A 17,609-nucleotide genomic window follows, 5' to 3' on the forward strand; every position below is an offset into this window, starting at 1 on the left:
TGGTCATCCTTGTCGGAACATGGTGTTTCCCCGGGCGCAACCCGGTGTCGTCCGGCGTTCTTCGATGTTCTTCGGTGTTCTTCAGTGTTCTTCGGTGTTCTTCGGAAAGGACCCGTCCGTCTGCGGCCCCCCGGCGGACGGTGTTCCGTACGGTGCTCGTGATGTGTGACGGCCCTCGGCGAGAGGCCGGTTCCCAGCCGGTTTCCCACTCCGATATCACGGATATCGCGGATATTGCGGAGTTTTCGCGCATGATCGATTCGGGCCCACGAGCAAACCAGAGCCGAAGTTAGCAGGTTCGGCATTTGCCTCGCAATGTGGCCTCGGCGTGATGATCCCCGCCTCAAGCGGAGTCATGGGTTCTGCTCATGTGCCGCCCAGGCGTGTGCCATGATGCTCCGGCATGCCTGATTCCGGGGGGTTTCAAGGGGGAGTCCCGCGGCTGCCGTCAGGCCGAGAAGTGGGTGGGGGGATTCCGCATGGGGACTGCCGTGCCGAAAACGCGTGCGCGTGACGAGTCCGAAACACACCTTTCCGAAGGCGCTCCTTCCGTTTCCCGTCCGGTGCCCGGAGATTCCGCGGCCGATCGCACGTCCCCGCGCGAAAGCGTGTTACGGCGCGATTATTTCTGGGTTGCGCTCGTTCTCGTCGCCGGTCTCCTGGCAAGGATTCTCGGAATCGGCAATTACCCATTCCCGAACGATGACGAGGGCACCTATCTCGCGCAGGCGTGGGCGGTGCAGCACGGTGAACTCGCGCATTACACCTACTGGTACGACCACCCGCCGCTCGGCTGGATGCAACTCGCCTCCGTGTCCTGGCTGCCCCACTGGCTGCTGCCCGACCTGCCCACGTTCGTCCAGGGCCGGATCGCCATGCTGCCGGTGGCCGCGGCGTCGATGGTCCTCGTCTTCGTCATCGGCCGGCGCCTCGGCCTGGCCCGCCCCACGGCCGCCGCGGCGATGCTGCTGTACGCGTTGTCACCGCTCGCCGTGGTGCTGCACCGGCAGATCTACCTGGACAACTTCGCCGTCCTGTGGGTCCTGGTGTCCTTCGCCTTCGCGCTGTCGCCGCGCCGCCACCTGGGGCACCACGCCGCGGCCGGCATGGCGTTCGCCGTGGCCGTGCTCTCCAAGGAGACCGTCGCGGTCCTGCTGCCCGTGCTGCTGGTCACCCTCTGGCAGGGCAGTCACCCCAGCACCCGCACGTTCTCCTTCGCCGGCTTCGGCTCCGGGTTCGTCCTCACCGGCCTGTTCTACCCGCTGTACGCCCTGCTCAAGGGCGAGCTGTTCCCCGGCGCCGGGCACGTCTCGCTGCTCGGCACGCTCAGGTTCCAGCTCGGCGGGCGCGAGGGCAGCGGATCGGCGTTCGCCGAGGGCACCGACGCCCACCAGCTGTTCACCGGCTGGCTGGACCGGGACCCGTATCTGCTGATCGGCGGCGCCGCGGCCGCCGGCTGCGCGCTCGCGGTACGCCGGCTGCGGCCCGTCGCCCTCGCCGTGCTGGTGCTTGCGCTGGTCGCGCTGCGGCCCGGCGGCTACCTGCCGCAGATGTACGTCGTGCAGGTCCTGCCCTTCCTGGCGCTCGCCGTGGCCGGACTGGCCGAGGCCGCGGTGAGCGTGCTGCCCGGCAGGCCGCGTCCCGCGGCGGGGTCCGCCGGGTCCGCCGGGTCCGTGGTGGGACGGCTGTTCGCCCGGCCGGGTCCGCGCACCGCCGCCTCCCTGGCGGTCGTCGCGCTGGCCGCGGTGATCACCGCACCGCACTGGTACGAGCAGGACCGCGCCGCCGTGCGGGCCGACGACAACGGCGTGTACCACGACGCCGCCCGCTGGCTGCGCGAGACGCCCGTCGGAGACCGCGACCGGGTGCGCGTCGTCACCGACGGCGTGCTCTGGCTGGACGCGGTCGACGCCGGCTACCGGCCGGGCACCGGTGTCATCTGGCACTACAAGCTCGACCAGGACCCGGCGGTCACCAGGACGCTGCCGCACGGCTGGAAGGACATCGACTACGTCGTGTCCACCCCGGCCCTGCGCGGCGAGCGCGAGCACCTCCCCACCCTGCGGGACCTGTTCGCGCACGGCACGCCGGTCGCCACCTTCGGCGAGGGCGGCGGCCGGATCGACATCCTCCGCATCGAGAACGACGAATGACGCCCGTGACGCGCCGCCCGTGACGCGGGGGCCCGTGACGCGCCACCCGTGATGCGGGGCTCGTGAACAAGGGGGAACCACCATGTACGGAGCCCGAAGACGACCGGGGCGGCGGACCCTTCCACCCGGAAGGACACCGCGTCTGCTGCTCACCGCCCTCATGCTGTTCGCCGCCGCCCTCGGGCTCGGCCCGCTGGGCGCCCAGCCCGCCACCGCCGCCACCAACCTGATCGACAACCCCGGCCTGGAGATCCTCGACGGGCCGTCCGGGTTCCCGCGGTGCTTCGAGAAGTCGGGCTGGGGGGACAACGACTTCTCGTTCACCGTCACCGACGACGCCCACTCCGGCAGCCGGGCCGTACGCATCGAGCTGACCCGGCGCGCCGACGGCGACCGCAAGACGATGATGCTGGAGAACGCCTGCGCCCCGCAGGTCACCCCGGCCCACCAGTACGACCTGTCGTTCTGGTACAGGTCCACGACACCCGACGTGGCCTTCACCCTCTTCCGCCACGACACCGTCCAGGGCTGGGTCTACTGGACCGACCTGAAGACCCTGGAGCAGTCGGCCGGCTGGACCCGCACCGAGGTCCGCACCCCGCTCGTCCCGCCGAACACCGACCGGATCACCTGGGGCGCCTCCCTCTACGGCGTCGGCACCCTCACCACCGACGACTACGCGATGACGGACGCCACCGTCCCCGCCGGCCCCGACCCCTGCGCCACGGGCGGCACCGGACCGCAGTGCACGGGCGTGTGGACCGTCCAGGCCGCCGAGATGCCCGTCCGGGCGATGCACTCGGTGCTGCTGCACAACGGCAAGGTCCTGCTCATCGCCGGCTCCGGCAACAACCTCGACATGTTCGAGGCGGGCACCTTCAGGACCTCGCTCTACGACCCCGTCACCGGCGCCTACACGGACATCCCGACCCCGGAGGACTTCTTCTGCGCCGGGCACGTGCAGCTCCCCGACGGCCGGGTGCTGGTCGTCGGCGGCAACAAGGACTACGCCGCGCCCGACGGCAGCGTCGGCTACAAGGGCCTGCGCACCAGCTACGTCTTCGACCCCGACCGGAACACCTACACCAAGGTCAACGACATGCTGGCGGGCCACTGGTACCCGTCGGCCACCGCGATGGGCAACGGCGACGTCATCTCACTGGGCGGCCTCGCCGAGGACTCCTCCGGCACCGTCGTCAACGAGCACTTCTCCTACGCGCAGAACAAGTGGCTGCCACTCGGCGAGGCCAAGCAGGCCTGGTCCTTCTGGGGGCTGTACCCGTCGATGATCCTGCTCCAGGACGGCCGCCTCTTCTACACCGGCAGCCACGTCTTCGGCAACGGCCTGCCCGGCACCGGCGCCTCCGTGTACGACTACGGCGCCGGCACCGTCGCCGAGGTGCCGGGCCTGCGTAAGAAGGACGAGCGGGACCAGTCCATGTCGGTGCTGCTGCCGCCCGCCCAGGACCAGAAGGTCGCCACGATCGGCGGCGGCAACCACACCGTGTCGCCCGACGCGCACCGGCTCGTCGACGTCATCGACCTGAAGGCCGACTCGCCGCGGTACGTGCCGGGCCCGAACCTGCCGCAGGGCCACTACCGGGACGGCACCCCGCAGACCGGCGACCAGGGCAAGGTGTACGTCTCCGCGGTCATCCTCCCGGACGGCAAGGTCCTGGAGACCGGCGGCGCCCTGCACACCTACCGCGAGGACCCCGTCTTCGAGGCGTCGATGTACGACCCGGCGAGCAACACCTTCCGGGCCGGCCTGGCGACCGATCCGGTCCCGCGGACCTACCACTCCTCGTCCCTGCTGCTGCCCGACGGCCGCGTCCTGAGCGTCGGCGACAACCCGGGCGACGGCTCCTTCGACCAGCGGGTGTCCCTCTACGAACCGCCGTACCTGTTCAGGGGCGCCCGCCCGCGGATCACCTCGGTGGCGAGCACGACCTGGGCGTACGGCAGCGACCAGCGCATCACGGTCGACAAGCCGGTGGTCAAGGCCTCCCTGATCCGTCCGGCGGCCGTCACCCACTCCTCCGACCCCAACCAGCGCTACGTCGACCTGCCGATGACCGTCGACGGCGACACCGTCGACCTCAGCCTCACCAGCAATCCCGACCTGGCCCCGCCCGGCTGGTACATGCTGTCGGTCGTCGACGCCGACGGCGTGCCGTCGGTGTCGACGTGGGTGCGCGTCGGAGCGGCCGGCCAGGCCGCGGCGGCCCGCGTCCAGGACTTCGCGGAGGACCTGCGGGCCGTCCCCGCGAGCGAGACCGGCACCGCCGTGCCGCAGGGCACCGGCCACGGCGGCCACCAGGGCCACGAGGGCGTCCGGATGCCCGCCGGCTTCGACGGCTGCGACCACTCCTACGGCGCCGTCGGCCAGTGCGTGCCCTGGACCTTCCCGAAGAAGGCGGACACCGTCGCCGAACGCTGCGACTGGCTGGAGGAGAAGGGCTACGGCACCGGCCTGAAGGTCTCCGGCCGCGACCGCCACGGCCTGGACCGCACCAAGGACGGCATCGCCTGCGGAAAGGGTGACGTGCGCGAGAAGCAGCGCTAGGGCCTCTCGTTCGGATCATGCCGGGCTCGCGGGGCCTGGTGCCGTCCCTCGCGGCGTTGTCGTCGGTCGCCATGGCGCCCTCCTCCGCCTTGCGATGAACGGCACCAGGCCCCGCTCCCTGATCCGGCCTGATCCAGACGAAAGACCCTAGCGGTCGCCCGCGAAGTCCCGAAGGGCGCGTTCCACGATGGCCTCCAGCTGCTCGTGGTGCGCGCCCTTCCAGTACGCCCGCCCGCAGTCCGGGCACCGCGCGAACACGTCGTACGACTTCCGGGTGCCGCCCTCGAGCTGGTCGGTGACCTCCTCCTTGGTGGCCTCGCGCAGCAGCCCGTTGCAGGCGGTGCAGCGCGTCCAGGGGCGCAGCTCGGGGGCGAACCGGTCCAGGACGTCCCGGAGCTGCTCCTCGGGGCCGGTGCTGTAGACGAAGGCACCCGCCCACAGCTCACGGCGGCGCAGCAGACCGCGGTCGCGGCTCAGCATGACCCGCCGCTCGGCCGCCGAGCGGGCCGCGAGCGCCGGGTCGCCGATGTCGGCCGACTCGTACGCCGTGTCCACGCCGAGCAGCCGCAGCCGGCGGGCGAGGGTGCCGAGGTGGACGTCGAGGAGGAAGCGCAGCGGGGCGCCCGGCACCCGCTGGGGGCGGGCGACGGGGCGCACGTCCACCGACTCGCCGTCGGCCGGGACGTGCGAGACCGGTACCTCGCGGCCGTCGACGAACAGGGCGCCGACCTCCGTGAGGGGCACCCCGAAGGACTCGACGACATGGCCGAGGGTGGAGACGCCGTCGACGGCGAGGGCGGTGGCGCCGGCCCGTCGGGCGGGCGGGACGAACAGGGCCAGCTCGGGGGCGACTTCGACGCGGATCTCGGGTGCGTTCACCTGGTCAGGATGGCATGGGGAGGCGGCGGGGCCTCAGGGGTTTTCGTTGCCGAGGCCGTGTTCCAGGACGTTCAGCGCGCGGTCGACGAGGGCGGCGAAGTCACCCTGGTGGCCGTTCTCGGCCCAGTACAGGGAGGCCTCCATCAGGCCGCCGACGAGGGACATCGCGTAGACGCGGACCTCCAGGCCGTCGGGGTCGCGGCCGGTGCGCTCGGCGAGCGCGGCGCGGATCGTGCGGCCGGTGACCGACATGCTCTCCATCATCCGCGAGCGCACCGCCGGCACCTCGGCCATCAGCCGGGTGCGCAGCCGCGCCACGCGCGGTTCCTCCGCGACGCCGACCCGCGCGGCCGCCAGCATCACGTGCCGGACGGTGTCCGGCCACGGCTCGTCCGCGGGCCGGGCCCGCAGTTCCTCCCTCAGGACCGGGTCGTACTCGTCCGTGAGGACGATGTCCTCCTTGGCCGGGAAGTAGCGGAAGACGGTCGACGGCGACACCTCGGCCCGCTCGGCGATCTGCTCGACCGTCGTCGCCCCGTACCCCTGCTCCTCGACCAGCGCGTACATCGCGGAGCGGATCGCCTCGCGCGTCTTGATCTTCTTGCGCTCGCGGAGCCCGAGGTGGGGGCGGTCGGCGGGGGAGAGGGGGGAGCGTGCGGCCGTCATGGTGGTCATTGTCGGACATCGGCCTTCGGAGCGACCAGGTCAGGGACGGGGGGGCGGTGCGGGGGCGGGGGTCCGGGTACCGCGCACGGAAAAGGGCCGCGGCTCGGAAGCCGTGGCCCTTCGGGAGGGGGCGGGGAGCTATCCGTGCTGGTAGGCGACCAGCGAGATGCCCACGTAGTGCGTGATGAACGCGGCCAGGGTGAGGGAGTGGAACACCTCGTGGAAGCCGAACCAGCGCGGTGACGGGTTCGGGCGCTTGATGCCGTAGATCACGCCGCCCGCGCTGTAGAGGAGGCCGCCGGCGATGACCAGGACCAGCACGGCGATCCCGCCCGTGCGCATGAAGTCGGGCAGGAAGAAGACGGCCGCCCAGCCCATCGCGATGTAGCAGGGCGTGTAGAGCCAGCGCGGGGCGCCGACCCAGAAGACCCGGAAGACGATCCCCGCGGCGGCGGCGGCCCAGATGCCCCAGAGCAGCACCTCGCCCTTGGCGCCCGGCAGGAGCAGCATCGTCAGCGGCGTGTAGGTGCCCGCGATGATCAGGAAGATGTTGGCGTGGTCCAGGCGGCGCAGGACGCCGTCCATGCGGGGGCTCCAGTCGCCCCGGTGGTAGAGCGCGCTCACGCCGAACAGCAGGCAGGCGGTGAGGGCGAAGACGCCGCAGGCGATGCGGCCCCTCGTGGAGTCGGCGAGGGCGGTGAGCACGAGGCCCGCGACCAGGGCGGCGGGGAACATGGCGAGGTGCAGCCAGCCGCGCAGCTTGGGTTTGACCGGATGCGGCAGGGAGAGCGCGACGGGACCGCGGCCGGCGGCCGGCGTGTCCATAGGCGCGTCGGGGGCGGACGCAGTCATGCGATCCATCGTACCTACGGAACCGTAAGTTACGGATCGGCGGGGTGGGGCGGACGGCGCCGAGTGGTCATCGTCTCATGTCCCCGACCGGGCGCCCGAGGGTGCGGCGGGCGGTGGCGGGCGTCGGCGGGGGCGTACGTGGCGAGCCTCACGCCGCTCATCTGTGACGCCCTCTGGACAGATGCACGTGCGCGTCGGATGATCAAATGAGTGCGGTCGGCACCGGATGAGCGCTCAGCAGCTCGCTGCGAAGCATCCGGGTCGTGGCCCCCACGGGGCAAAAGAGAACAAAATCCCTCATCTAGGAGCAATCGTGGCGCGCGACATCGCGGCTCCCCCCGTCATCCCCACCCAGCACCAGGAACTGATCTCGTGGGTCAACGAGATCGCCGAACTGACGCAGCCGGACAACGTGGTCTGGTGTGACGGATCCGAGGCCGAGTACCGGCGGCTGTGCGAGGAGCTGGTGGAGAAGGGCACCTTCCGCAAGCTCGACCCCGTCAAGCGCCCCGACTCCTACTACGCGGCGTCCGACCCGACCGACGTCGCCCGGGTCGAGGACCGCACCTTCATCTGCTCCGAGAAGGAGGAGGACGCGGGCCCGACCAACCACTGGAAGGCCCCCGCCGAGATGCGGGAGATCTTCACCGGCGAGAAGGGCGTCTTCCGCGGCTCGATGAAGGGCCGGACGATGTACGTCGTCCCGTTCTGCATGGGCCCCCTCGGCTCGGACCTCTCCGCGATCGGCGTCGAGATCACCGACTCCGCCTACGTCGCCGTGTCCATGCGCACCATGACCCGCATGGGACAGCCCGTCCTCGACGAACTCGGCTCCGACGGCTTCTTCGTGCGTGCCGTGCACACGCTCGGGGCGCCGCTGGCCGAGGGCGAGGCGGACGTCCCCTGGCCGTGCAACACCACCAAGTACATCTCGCACTTCCCCGAGACCCGCGAGATCTGGTCCTACGGCTCCGGCTACGGCGGCAACGCCCTGCTCGGCAAGAAGTGCTACGCCCTGCGCATCGCCTCCGTCATGGCCCGCGACGAGGGCTGGCTCGCCGAGCACATGCTGATCCTCAAGCTGACCCCGCCGCACGGCGAGCCGAAGTACGTCGCCGCCGCCTTCCCGAGCGCCTGCGGCAAGACGAACCTCGCCATGCTGGAACCGACCACCCGCGGCTGGACCGTCGAGACCATCGGCGACGACATCGCCTGGATGCGGTTCGGCGAGGACGGCCGGCTGTACGCCATCAACCCCGAGGCGGGCTTCTTCGGTGTCGCGCCCGGCACCGGCGAGCACACCAACGCCAACGCGATGAAGACGCTGTGGGGCAACGCGGTCTTCACCAACGTCGCCCTCACCGACGACGGCGACGTGTGGTGGGAGGGCATGACCGAGGAGCCGCCCGCCCACCTCACGGACTGGAAGGGCAACGACTGGACCCCCGAGTCGCCGACCCCGGCCGCCCACCCCAACGCCCGCTTCACCGTCCCCGCCTCGCAGTGCCCGATCATCGCGCCCGAGTGGGAGGACCCCAGGGGCGTGCCGATCTCGGCGATCCTCTTCGGCGGCCGGCGCGCCACCGCCGTACCGCTGGTGACGGAGTCCTTCGACTGGAACCACGGCGTCTTCCTCGGCGCCAACGTGGCCTCCGAGAAGACCGCCGCCGCCGAGGGCAAGGTCGGCGAGCTGCGCCGCGACCCCTTCGCCATGCTGCCGTTCTGCGGCTACAACATGGGCGACTACATGGGCCACTGGGTCGACGTCGCCAAGGACAAGGACCAGGCGAAGCTCCCGAAGATCTACTACGTCAACTGGTTCCGCAAGGACGACGACGGCAGGTTCGTCTGGCCCGGCTTCGGCGAGAACTCCCGCGTCCTGAAGTGGATCGTGGAGCGCCTGGACGGCAGCGCCGAGGGCGTCGAGACGCCGATCGGCATCCTGCCGGCGCCGGGCGCCCTGGACACCGAGGGCCTCGACCTGGACGGGAAGGACCTCGACTTCCTCCTCACCGTCGACAAGGAGATCTGGCGCGAGGAGGCCGCCCTGATCCCCGACCACCTCAACACCTTCGGCGACCACACGCCGAAGGAACTGTGGGACGAGTACCGCGCTCTGGTGCAGCGCCTGGGCTGACCAGCCCCCTCCCTACGCCGCGGCCGGTTCCGATCGAGCCCTGACCAGCAACATCGTCACGGCCGGCCGCGGTGACAGCACCACCGACCGGCGAGGTCCCGCACAACGGCGTGGGGGGCCCAGGGCCTGTCGTCGCCCGTCCCGTCAGCCCCGACGGGACGGGCGACGACAGGCCTTCGCCCTTGCCACGCCCTACTTCGAGCGGTCCTCCAGGTACCGGGTGTGCGACTCCTGCCGCCGCGCCTCCGTCTCGCGCAGCCCCGCCGCCAGCCGCTCCGCCTCCTCGTGCAGCAGCGCCAGCTGCCGCTCCAGGTGCCGCTCGGGCGGTTCCTGGCCCGGTGCGAGCCGCGTCCACCAGCGGGTCCGCACGAACGTGTCGACCGCCTCCGGCACGTCCTGGCGCACCGCCCGCGACAGCGCGTGCACCGCCTCCGGGTCCTGGGCGAGGATCTCGGTGACCCAGCCCGGGTCCAGCAACGCGGCCAGCAGCTGGGTCAGTTCGGTGAGCCGGCCGGCCGCCGCGGGCGGCAGTTCGACGTCCGCGAGATAGCCCTGAAGCCGGCGGAAGTCACCCCGCACCTCGTCGAGCTGCGCGGAGGGGTCCGGGAAGTCCGGCGGCGCGGGCCGTTCCGGCGGCGCGATCAGCGCGCCCGCCCCGTACAGGCCGGCGACCACGACCGGCCAGTACGGCCCCGCCGTGCCCGTGAAGGTCAGCACCAGGCCGGCCAGCCCGCACCCGCTGCCGGCGATGTTCTTGCGGGACTCCAGGTAGCCCACGAACCTACTGGTAGCCACGGATCTCCTCGAAGGCGCCGTCCAGCGAGCCCTGCCGGGCGTCGAAGAGGCGGCCGCCGGTCAGCTCGGCGATGTGTTCCAGTTCCGCGCGGTCGGAGTCGCCGAACAGGATCGGGAAGACGGGGATGTTGCGGCGGTCGCCGGACAGCCGGCGGTAGAAGGCGTCGAAGTCGTCCGCGCCGGCGCCCGCGGTGTTCTCGCCGTCCGTCATCAGCACGATCGACGTGAACGTGCCGGTGCCGGTGCCGAGATGGTCGTACGCCTTCTCCAGGGAGGTGAAGATCGCGGTGTCGCCGTCGGCCTCCAGGGCCTCGGTGTCGTCGCGGATCGCGGCGAGGCCCTTCTCCGGGGCGGCGGGGTCGACGACGTGCGTGCGCACGCTCTTCACGTCCGAGCCGAACGGCATCAGGGTGACCTCCTCCCGGTCGCGGAAGTCGCCGGTGAGGCCGGTGAGGGCCGCCTTCAGCCCGTCGAGGCGGCCGCCCTCCATCGATCCGGAGGTGTCGAGGACGTACACCGTCCGCGAGGGGCGGCGCAGCTCGTTCTCGTAGGCGTCGAGCAGGCCGTCGGCGACGGACCGGGTGCCGGGGAAGGGCAGTTCGCGCCGCCGGCCGGTGTCGAGGCCCGCCGCGGGCGGCACGGAGGCGACGACCGGACGGCGGTGGGTGCGGTCGGTGATCAGCTGTTGCACGGCGTCCGTGCGCAGCGCCTCGGCCACCCGGCGCACGTCCTCGCGGGTCGTCGTGCCGGTGGCGGCGAGGGAGGAGAGGGGGTAGTCGGCGGTGACGACGCCGTCCGTCGGGCGGATCACGGTCAGGTCCGGGATGCCCTTGAGGACCGACTCGTAGTTGAGCAGGGCGTCCACGTCACCGCGGCGGGCGTACGCGCCGGCCAGCCAGCCCGAGGAGCCCGAGGTCAGCTTCTGCCCCTGGAAGAACTCCTTCAGCCGTGGGCGGGCCTTGGCCACGTCCGCGTCGGTGAGCGCGGACTGGGCGCCGGAGAGCGCGGAGGCGACCGAGATCAGTGTGGAGAAACCGGAGTTGGAGCGGGCCGGGTCGGTCATGCCGTAGGTGAGCCGCCCGTCCCGGACAGCCCGGTCGATCTGCGACCAGGTGACCTCGGCCGGCTTCCAGCCCAGCTTCTCGACCGTGGCGGTCCGGACGCCGACGGCGACCGGACTGGACATGACGGGGGTCTCCGACAGGACCCGCTTCGCCGCGTCCGGGCGCAGCCGCAGATAGTCGTTGGAGGACAGCCACACGGCGTCGTAGCGGCCGTCGGCCTTGCCGGTGGCCAGCAGGTCCACGGCGTCGAGGGTGCCCATGTAGGTGGGCCGGAGCGTGACCCCGGTGTCCTTCGCGACCCGCTCGAAGACCGGTGTCATGTCGCTGAGTTCGCTGGAGGCCAGGACGCGCAGGGTGCCCGGCTCGGGGGCACCCGCGTCCTTCTCCCTCCCCTTCTCCTGGGCGGCCGTGCACGCGCTCAGCAGGGCGACGGCGGCGAGCAGGGCGGCGGCCGGCCGTCTCATCCGAGGCCCCCTTCCAGCGCGTCCTGCGAGCGGCTGCGGTCCAGCCGGGCGCTCGCCTGCTGGAGTTCGGAGGTCAGGTTCTCCACCGTCACCGCCATCGCCTCGGTGGCCCGCACCTTGTACGTGTCGATGGCGTCGAGGGTGCGGTAGATCTGCTGGAAGGCGGTCCGCAGGGTCTCGGCCCCCACCGCCGGGTCGGCGGCGATGCGCTGGATCTCCCCGCTCTGCGTCGCCAGCATCTCCGCGTTGCCCCGGATCAGGTCCTCGGTGGTCCCGCGCAGGGCGTTGACCTGCTCGACGACCTTCTTCTGGTTGTCCAGCGCCGAGGCCAGCATCACGGAGATCCGCAGCGCCGACACGGTCGTCGTGGCCGCCCGGTCGACCCCCTTGATCAGTTCGTCGTTGTTGCGGCGTACGACGTCCATGGCGAGGTATCCCTGCGCGCACACCGCGAGCTGGGTGAGCAGGTCCTGGTGCTTCTGCCGGACCGGGAAGAGGACGTCGGCGCGCAGGGTGTCGGCCTGCGCGGGGTCGGTGGCCCCGACGCCGGCGATGTGCCGCTCGACGGCGTCGTCCAGGGCCTCGGTCAGGACGACGTACTCCTGGAGCTTGCCCATGGTCTCCCACAGGCGGACCCGCTCGGTCTGCAGTGCGGCGTTGTCGCGGCGCAGTTCGTCCTGGCCGCCCCGCAGCGATCCGACGATGTTGTTCAACGTGCCCTGCGCGGAGGCGTACTTGGCGACGTGGTCGCGCAGCCGGTTGCCGCCGGGAAGCCGGGACAGGAACCTGCGGCCCTTGCTCGCGGGCAGGTCCCGCGGGTCCAGGTCCTCGACCACGCGCCGCAGTTCGACGAGCGAGCCGGCCACCTTCGACGAGGCGTCCCCGCCCTTGTCGGGCAGGCTGCGCACGGTGCGCTCCAGCATCCGGTTGGACTGCGTGGTCGCGGTGCGCATCTCGCCGGCGCCCAGCGCGGTGATCTCGCCGACCTTGCCGGCGAACTCGGGCGAGCGGGCGTCCAGGGCGGCCAGGCCGTCGACGTACGCGGCGGCCTTGGCGGCCATGTCGGTGCGGACCCGGTCGTCGACCGGCACGAGTCCGCCGGCCCTCTCCCGCGGCACGGCCGTGACGGCCTCCGGTGGGGTGAGGGTGAAGTCGCTCTCGGTGGTGCTCACTTGATCTGTCCCCCCTGTTTCCGGCTTCATCCGCGCGCCCGTCGCGCCAGTTCGTGCAGCACCGCGGAGGTGGGCACGGGCGCCTGGCGGACGCCGGTCAGCTGCTGCTTGAGATAGGCGGTGCGCCGCGCGGTGGCCGCCGCGAACTCGGCGAGGTCGCCCTGCGGACGGAAGCCGTGCCGCACGGCCAGCTTGCGCAGTCGCGGGTCGCTGCCGAGGAGTTCGGCGACGTCCTTGCCCCGCTCGGTGAGCGGTACGACGGTGTGGTCGCTGTTGACCGTGGTGTCCGGGTAGAGGACGACCAGGTCCTGGGGGTCGGGCTGCCCGTCGAGGAGAGCGGCCACCTGGGACTCGTAGACGAGGACGAGGGGGTTGCCGGCGCCGCTGACGAAGTCCCGGAAGGCCGCGTCGGTGCTGGACTGCTGGGCGCCCTGCACGCTGACCAGCTTGCGCAGCAGCGGCGCGGTCCCCGCGACCTCGGCGTCGCTCGCGACCACCTTGCCGCCGTTGGCGACGTAGGAGGCGGCGGCCAGGTAGAGGGCGCCGGAGTTGGAGCTCTCCGGGTCGGTGCTGGAGATGTAGAGGGTGCCGGTCAGCTCCCCGTACGCCGCGGCGCCCTTGAGCTGCTGCCAGGTGCGGTCGTGTCCGGCCGCGTCGAGGAAGGCGGCCATGTCCAGGATGCCGCGGTTCTTTCCGTCGAGCGTGGCCAGCCCGTTCCCGGCGAGCACCTCGGCGGCCCCGCGGTGGGCCACGACGACGAGCGGCGAGTAGAACGGGCGGGGGAGGGTCCCCGTGACCTTGTACTTGGCGGCGAGTTCGGCGGCGGGCGCCTGGCTGGACGGGAAGGCGAGGTCGTACCCCTTGAGATCCAGTCCCTCCATGGCCCAGGACCCGGAGGTCTCGGCCCGCACGGTGTAGCCCTTGGCGGCGAGGGCCTTCACCACGTCCGGATCCGCGAAGAACTCGGCCTTCTCCGATCCGATGACCATCCGCACGGTCTTCGTTGCCGTGCCTGTCTCCTCGTTGTCCCGGCCTGCGACGACGGCGGCCACCACGCCACCGATCAGCAGCACCGCGAGGACGATTCCTGCGATACGTCTCACGCCGGGAGCGTGCTCCCGGAATCGCACATTCCCGGGTGACCGGGATGAACGGAGGGTGAAGGACCGGACCCGGATTGCAACAGGAACCGGCCCTTCCTGTTGTGGACCTGCGACCGTCGGGGGCCTGGCTCAGTTCGCGCTGTTCCCGGCCTTGCCGTAGCGGCGGAAGTCTGCCGTGTCGACCGTCCAGGGGCCGAAGGGGACCTTGTCGCCGTAGATGTAGGGGTCCTTGCGCGTGTACCGGCCCTTGCAGGGCTCCGAGTGCACCTCGACGGTGCCGGTGCGCGGGTCGACGATCAGGTAGTGGGGGATGCCCATGGCGGGGTAGTCGGCGAGCTTGTCGACGAGATCGCCGCCCGGCCCGGACGGTGGGGTGACCTCGACGACCCCCAGTACCGCCGTGGCGTCGACCGCGAGACCCTCCTCGTCGAGCACGTGCCGGGGGACGACGACGGCGTCGGGGCGACGCATGCGGGCGAGCGCGAGGTCTTCGACGTACGGGCCGTTGGCGCACGCGTACCCGGGGTGTGTGTCGGCGAGCTGGGGGCCCAACTGCTCGCGGATGCGCAGAAGTGTGCCGTGGTGGCGTGCCGGCGCGCGTCTCATGGCCAGCACGGGACCCGACGGGCCGATCTCGACGCGCCAGCTCCCCTCGAGCCCCTCGGCGAAGGCGTCGAGGTGCTCGGCGATCGCGCGCATCTTCGCGTAGTCCACGACCGGAGAGCGTACTGAGGTCGTGGCGCCCGGTCCGCGCGTCGCTGCGGGTGCACGCGGACCGGGGCCGTTCGGGGGACCCGGTGGGGTCAGGCGGTGGCGGTCAGGGTGTCGGCCGCCGGGGAGCCGGTCGCCAGGGCCGCGGTGTGGGCGTCCATGCGTTCCGCCGAGAGGATCGCCGCGGCGGTGTCGGCGCGGGACGCGGCGACGACCAGGGCGCGTCCGGCGAGGGTGTGGGCCCGGCGGTGCAGGGCCGCGGACCGGGTGGTGCCGGGGGTCGTGGTGCGGACCGGCGGCCTGCCTCCCCGCAGCCGGGCGACCTGCTGCGCGAGCCGTTCGGCCGCGGTGTCCAGGTCGCGGGCCGGGGTCCGGGCGCGTAGTTCGTCGGTGACGGCGAGCAGTGCCGCGAGATGGCCCGCGAGCTGGATGTCCAGCTCCTCCTCGCGCGTCCGGTGGGGGAAGTCGGAGGTGCCGGCCATCGTGCTGTGCACCGACTTGGTGCGGATCGGTTCGTACATGAGATGGCCTCCCGTGTGCTGACAGGAAACCATCCTAGCTTGGAATTCGTCTAAAGTTGAGTTGATCTCAGGAGCGGATGCGGCCGCTCACCCGGCGTGACCGGGCCCGGCCGCCGGGGACGGCCCTCAGGGCTGGCCGTAACCCTCCAGGAAGCGCCCGATCCGTCCGACCGCGTCCCGCAGATCCGTCACCGTGGGCAGCGTGACCACCCGGAAGTGGTCGGGTTCCGGCCAGTTGAAGCCGGTGCCCTGCACCACCATGATCTTCTCCTGGCGCAGCAGGTCGAGGACCATCCGCCGGTCGTCCTTGATCTTGAAGACCGACGGGTCCAGGCGCGGGAAGAGGTACAGCGCCCCCTTCGGCCGCACGCACGTCACCCCCGGGATCCGCGTCAGCAGCTCGTACGCCGTGTCCATCTGCTCCTTGAGCCGCCCGCCCGGCAGCACCAGCTCGTCGATGGTCTGCCGTCCGCTGAGCGCGGCCACCACCCCGTGCTGACCCGGCATGTTCGCGCACAGGCGCATGTTCGCCAGTATCGTCAGGCCCTCGATGTAGGAGTCGGCGTGGGCGCGGGGTCCCGAGATCGACATCCACCCCACCCGGTACCCGGCCACCCGGTACGCCTTCGACATGCCGTTGAAGGTGAGGGTGAGCAGGTCCGGGGCGACCTTGGCGGTCGGGGTGTGCGTGGCGCCGTCGTAGAGGATCTTGTCGTAGATCTCGTCCGAGCAGACCAGCAGGTTGTGCCGGCGGGCGATGTCGGTCAGGCCCCGGACCATCGCCTCGTCGTACACCGCGCCCGTCGGGTTGTTCGGGTTGATGATGACGATCGCCTTGGTGCGGTCGGTGACCTTGCGCTCGATGTCCGCGAGGTCCGGCATCCAGTCGGCCTGCTCGTCGCAGCGGTAGTGCACGGCGGTGCCGCCGGAGAGCGCCACGGCGGCGGTCCACAGGGGGTAGTCGGGCGCCGGGACGAGGACCTCGTCGCCGTCGTCCAGCAGGCCCTGCATCGCCATCACGATCAGCTCGGAGACGCCGTTGCCGATGAAGACGTGCTCGACGTCCGTCTCGATGCCCAGCGTCTGGTTGTGCATGACCACGGCGCGGCGCGCGGCCAGCAGGCCCTTGGCGTCGCCGTAGCCGTGCGCCGAGGAGACGTTGCGGAGGATGTCCTCCAGGATCTCCGGCGGGCAGTCGAAGCCGAACGCGGCCGGATTGCCCGTGTTCAGCTTGAGGATGCGGTGCCCCGCCGCCTCCAGACGCATCGCCTCCTCGAGAACCGGGCCCCGGATCTCGTAACAGACATTGCTGAGCTTGGTCGACTGGATCACCTGCATGTCTGGGAGCTTACGGCTCGGTAACGCTCCTCGGGGCGTGTTTTCCGCCACGTGAGACGTCGGGTTTGCGGTGATATCGCCGCTCGCTGTCCTGGAAGGCCCCGCCTCTCTACAATCCCCGGCCATGTCCAGGCCAGGTGAGAGCGCGAACCCCCCGGTTCAGCCGAACGTGTACCTCCCGTACGCCGAGACCGACCCCCCGCCCTACGAGGCGTACCGGGATCCGGCCGCGGCGCACGGGTGGGAGAACGCCTACGACGAGACGAGCGAGCTGCCGCGCGTCGCGGAGGTGCCCGGCCCGCAGGGACACGACTCGCAGGTCTTCGACTCGCAGGTCTTCGACCCGCAGTCGTCCGGCGGCCGCGCGGACCGTCGGCGGGCCGCCCGGCGGCCCCGGCGCGCGCTCGCCGCCGTCGGCGCGGTCGGCATCGTCTCCGTGGCCGCGCTGGTCGCGGGCTTCGCGTTCTCGGGATCGCCGGACGACGCGGAGCAGGGGCGGCCGGCGGACACCCGGTCGGCTCCGGTGGAGACGGCCGGAGGGGAGGGCGAGGAGTCCTCGTCACCCACCCCGGGGGCGGACACCGGGCCGACGGCCGGGGCGTCCCCCACCGCGGCCCGGCCCACCGCCTCGTCGGGCGCCAAGGCGTCCGAGCCGCCGGCGGCGGCGGCGTCCCCTTCGGCGGCCCCCGTGACCAGCCCCGCACCCGCCGAGGCGGGGACCGCCCCGACGGCCGACTCCGGCAGGGGGAACGCCAAAGGGCGGGGCAAAGGGCAGAGGTAGAGGGGGCCGGGAGAGCGCCGGTCCGCACTGAGACGGCCACGGCTCCCGGCCGCATCCGGCACTCCCGACCACCGGCTCCGGACCGCATCCCCTGCCGGCTCCCACCTGCTCCCACCGGCTCCGGACCGCATCCCCTGCCGGTTCCCACCGGCTCTCTCGCCGCTCTCACCGGTTTCCACCGGCTCTCTCGCCGCTCCTGCCGGTCACCGGCGCTGCCTCGCGGCTGGTCCGTCGGGCCTTCGGCCGCTTGCGCCGCACCCGTCGGCTTCCTGGCCGCTCCCGCCGGCCGGCGGCAGCTTCCGGTGGCGCCCCGCCGACTTCCCGGCCGGTCTCGCCGTCCCCGGCGGTTCCGCACCGGTGCCGGGGCGACTCCCCGTCGACTGCCGACGGCCCCGCCGACTCGCGCC

The 17,609-nt window shown here is 71.9% G+C and carries 14 protein-coding genes; 4 read left to right on the plus strand and 10 right to left on the minus strand.

Annotated features, from left to right (window positions below; genetic code table 11):
• Positions 1–737 precede the first annotated feature (737 nt).
• Together ACH4N1_RS20450 and ACH4N1_RS20455 are read left to right on the plus strand one after the other, a co-directional pair.
• Positions 738–2,153: a glycosyltransferase family 39 protein gene (locus ACH4N1_RS20450; RefSeq protein ID WP_398098845.1), complete on the plus strand. Its 1,416-nt coding sequence runs from the start codon at positions 738–740 to the stop codon at positions 2,151–2,153.
• An 82-nt stretch (positions 2,154–2,235) separates the two neighbouring features.
• Positions 2,236–4,719, plus strand: a complete 2,484-nt coding sequence (locus tag ACH4N1_RS20455) for a galactose oxidase-like domain-containing protein (protein WP_398098846.1) — start codon at positions 2,236–2,238, stop codon at positions 4,717–4,719.
• 147 nt (positions 4,720–4,866) lie between these two features.
• On the opposite strand, the gene ACH4N1_RS20460 is transcribed toward ACH4N1_RS20455, so the two are convergent.
• From ACH4N1_RS20460 to ACH4N1_RS20470, 3 genes are all read right to left on the minus strand, one after another.
• On the minus strand, positions 4,867–5,598 hold the full coding sequence (locus ACH4N1_RS20460) for a Mut7-C RNAse domain-containing protein (RefSeq protein WP_398098848.1): 732 nt from the start codon (positions 5,596–5,598) through the stop codon (positions 4,867–4,869).
• Between the two features lie 33 nt (positions 5,599–5,631).
• Positions 5,632–6,273 carry a TetR/AcrR family transcriptional regulator gene (locus ACH4N1_RS20465; RefSeq protein ID WP_398098850.1) on the minus strand — a complete coding sequence of 214 codons (642 nt, stop codon included), beginning with the start codon at positions 6,271–6,273 and terminating at the stop codon, positions 5,632–5,634.
• Between the two features lie 129 nt (positions 6,274–6,402).
• Entirely contained in the window at positions 6,403–7,116 is a 714-nt protein-coding gene (locus ACH4N1_RS20470) for a hemolysin III family protein (protein ID WP_398098851.1), read from the minus strand.
• Between the two features lie 313 nt (positions 7,117–7,429).
• Between ACH4N1_RS20470 and ACH4N1_RS20475 the strand changes: the two genes are divergently transcribed.
• The gene (locus ACH4N1_RS20475) at positions 7,430–9,253 is read left to right on the plus strand and encodes a phosphoenolpyruvate carboxykinase (GTP) (RefSeq protein ID WP_398098853.1); all 1,824 of its coding nucleotides are present in this window, start codon (positions 7,430–7,432) and stop codon (positions 9,251–9,253) included.
• Positions 9,254–9,445: 192 nt separating this feature from the next.
• Here the strand turns inward: ACH4N1_RS20475 and ACH4N1_RS20480 are convergent, their stop codons facing one another.
• From ACH4N1_RS20480 to ACH4N1_RS20510, 7 genes are all read right to left on the minus strand, one after another.
• Entirely contained in the window at positions 9,446–10,048 is a 603-nt protein-coding gene (locus ACH4N1_RS20480; RefSeq protein WP_398098854.1) for a hypothetical protein, read from the minus strand.
• Positions 10,035–11,576: a substrate-binding domain-containing protein gene (locus tag ACH4N1_RS20485; RefSeq protein WP_398098855.1), complete on the minus strand. Its 1,542-nt coding sequence runs from the start codon at positions 11,574–11,576 to the stop codon at positions 10,035–10,037. Before ACH4N1_RS20485 ends, ACH4N1_RS20480 begins: the two co-directional genes overlap by 14 nt.
• A complete protein-coding gene (locus tag ACH4N1_RS20490) occupies positions 11,573–12,748 on the minus strand; it encodes a toxic anion resistance protein (RefSeq protein WP_398098857.1) in 1,176 nt (391 codons plus the stop codon). The genes ACH4N1_RS20485 and ACH4N1_RS20490 overlap by 4 nt, the downstream gene beginning before the upstream one ends.
• A 26-nt stretch (positions 12,749–12,774) precedes the next feature.
• Positions 12,775–13,851 (minus strand): hypothetical protein, encoded by a 1,077-nt coding sequence (locus tag ACH4N1_RS20495; protein WP_398098858.1) that lies wholly within the window; start codon positions 13,849–13,851, stop codon positions 12,775–12,777.
• Between the two features lie 129 nt (positions 13,852–13,980).
• Complete coding sequence (locus tag ACH4N1_RS20500) at positions 13,981–14,565, minus strand: Uma2 family endonuclease (RefSeq protein ID WP_398098859.1); 585 nt, start codon at positions 14,563–14,565, stop codon at positions 13,981–13,983.
• 89 nt (positions 14,566–14,654) lie between these two features.
• Positions 14,655–15,083, minus strand: coding sequence for a hypothetical protein (locus tag ACH4N1_RS20505; RefSeq protein ID WP_398098861.1), 429 nt, complete (start codon positions 15,081–15,083; stop codon positions 14,655–14,657).
• A 126-nt stretch (positions 15,084–15,209) separates the two neighbouring features.
• Positions 15,210–16,421 carry a pyridoxal phosphate-dependent aminotransferase gene (locus ACH4N1_RS20510; RefSeq protein ID WP_382780796.1) on the minus strand — a complete coding sequence of 404 codons (1,212 nt, stop codon included), beginning with the start codon at positions 16,419–16,421 and terminating at the stop codon, positions 15,210–15,212.
• Positions 16,422–16,545: 124 nt separating this feature from the next.
• Between ACH4N1_RS20510 and ACH4N1_RS20515 the strand changes: the two genes are divergently transcribed.
• Entirely contained in the window at positions 16,546–17,202 is a 657-nt protein-coding gene (locus ACH4N1_RS20515; RefSeq protein ID WP_398098863.1) for a hypothetical protein, read from the plus strand.
• Positions 17,203–17,609 lie beyond the last annotated feature (407 nt).

It is taken from the genome of Streptomyces sp. NPDC017202, assembly GCF_044331705.1.
GTDB lineage: Bacteria > Actinomycetota > Actinomycetes > Streptomycetales > Streptomycetaceae > Streptomyces.

Bases quoted from the DNA above. Each gene is read 5' to 3' on its own strand.
- ACH4N1_RS20505 (WP_398098861.1), bottom strand. From the start codon at position 15,083: ATGTACGAACCGATCCGCACCAAGTCGGTGCACAGCACGATGGCCGGC.
- ACH4N1_RS20470 (WP_398098851.1), bottom strand. From the start codon at position 7,116: ATGACTGCGTCCGCCCCCGACGCGCCTATGGACACGCCGGCCGCCGGC.
- ACH4N1_RS20515 (WP_398098863.1), top strand. From the start codon at position 16,546: ATGTCCAGGCCAGGTGAGAGCGCGAACCCCCCGGTTCAGCCGAACGTG.
- ACH4N1_RS20455 (WP_398098846.1), top strand. From the start codon at position 2,236: ATGTACGGAGCCCGAAGACGACCGGGGCGGCGGACCCTTCCACCCGGA.
- ACH4N1_RS20465 (WP_398098850.1), bottom strand. From the start codon at position 6,273: ATGACCACCATGACGGCCGCACGCTCCCCCCTCTCCCCCGCCGACCGC.
- ACH4N1_RS20510 (WP_382780796.1), bottom strand. From the start codon at position 16,421: ATGCAGGTGATCCAGTCGACCAAGCTCAGCAATGTCTGTTACGAGATC.
- ACH4N1_RS20485 (WP_398098855.1), bottom strand. From the start codon at position 11,576: ATGAGACGGCCGGCCGCCGCCCTGCTCGCCGCCGTCGCCCTGCTGAGC.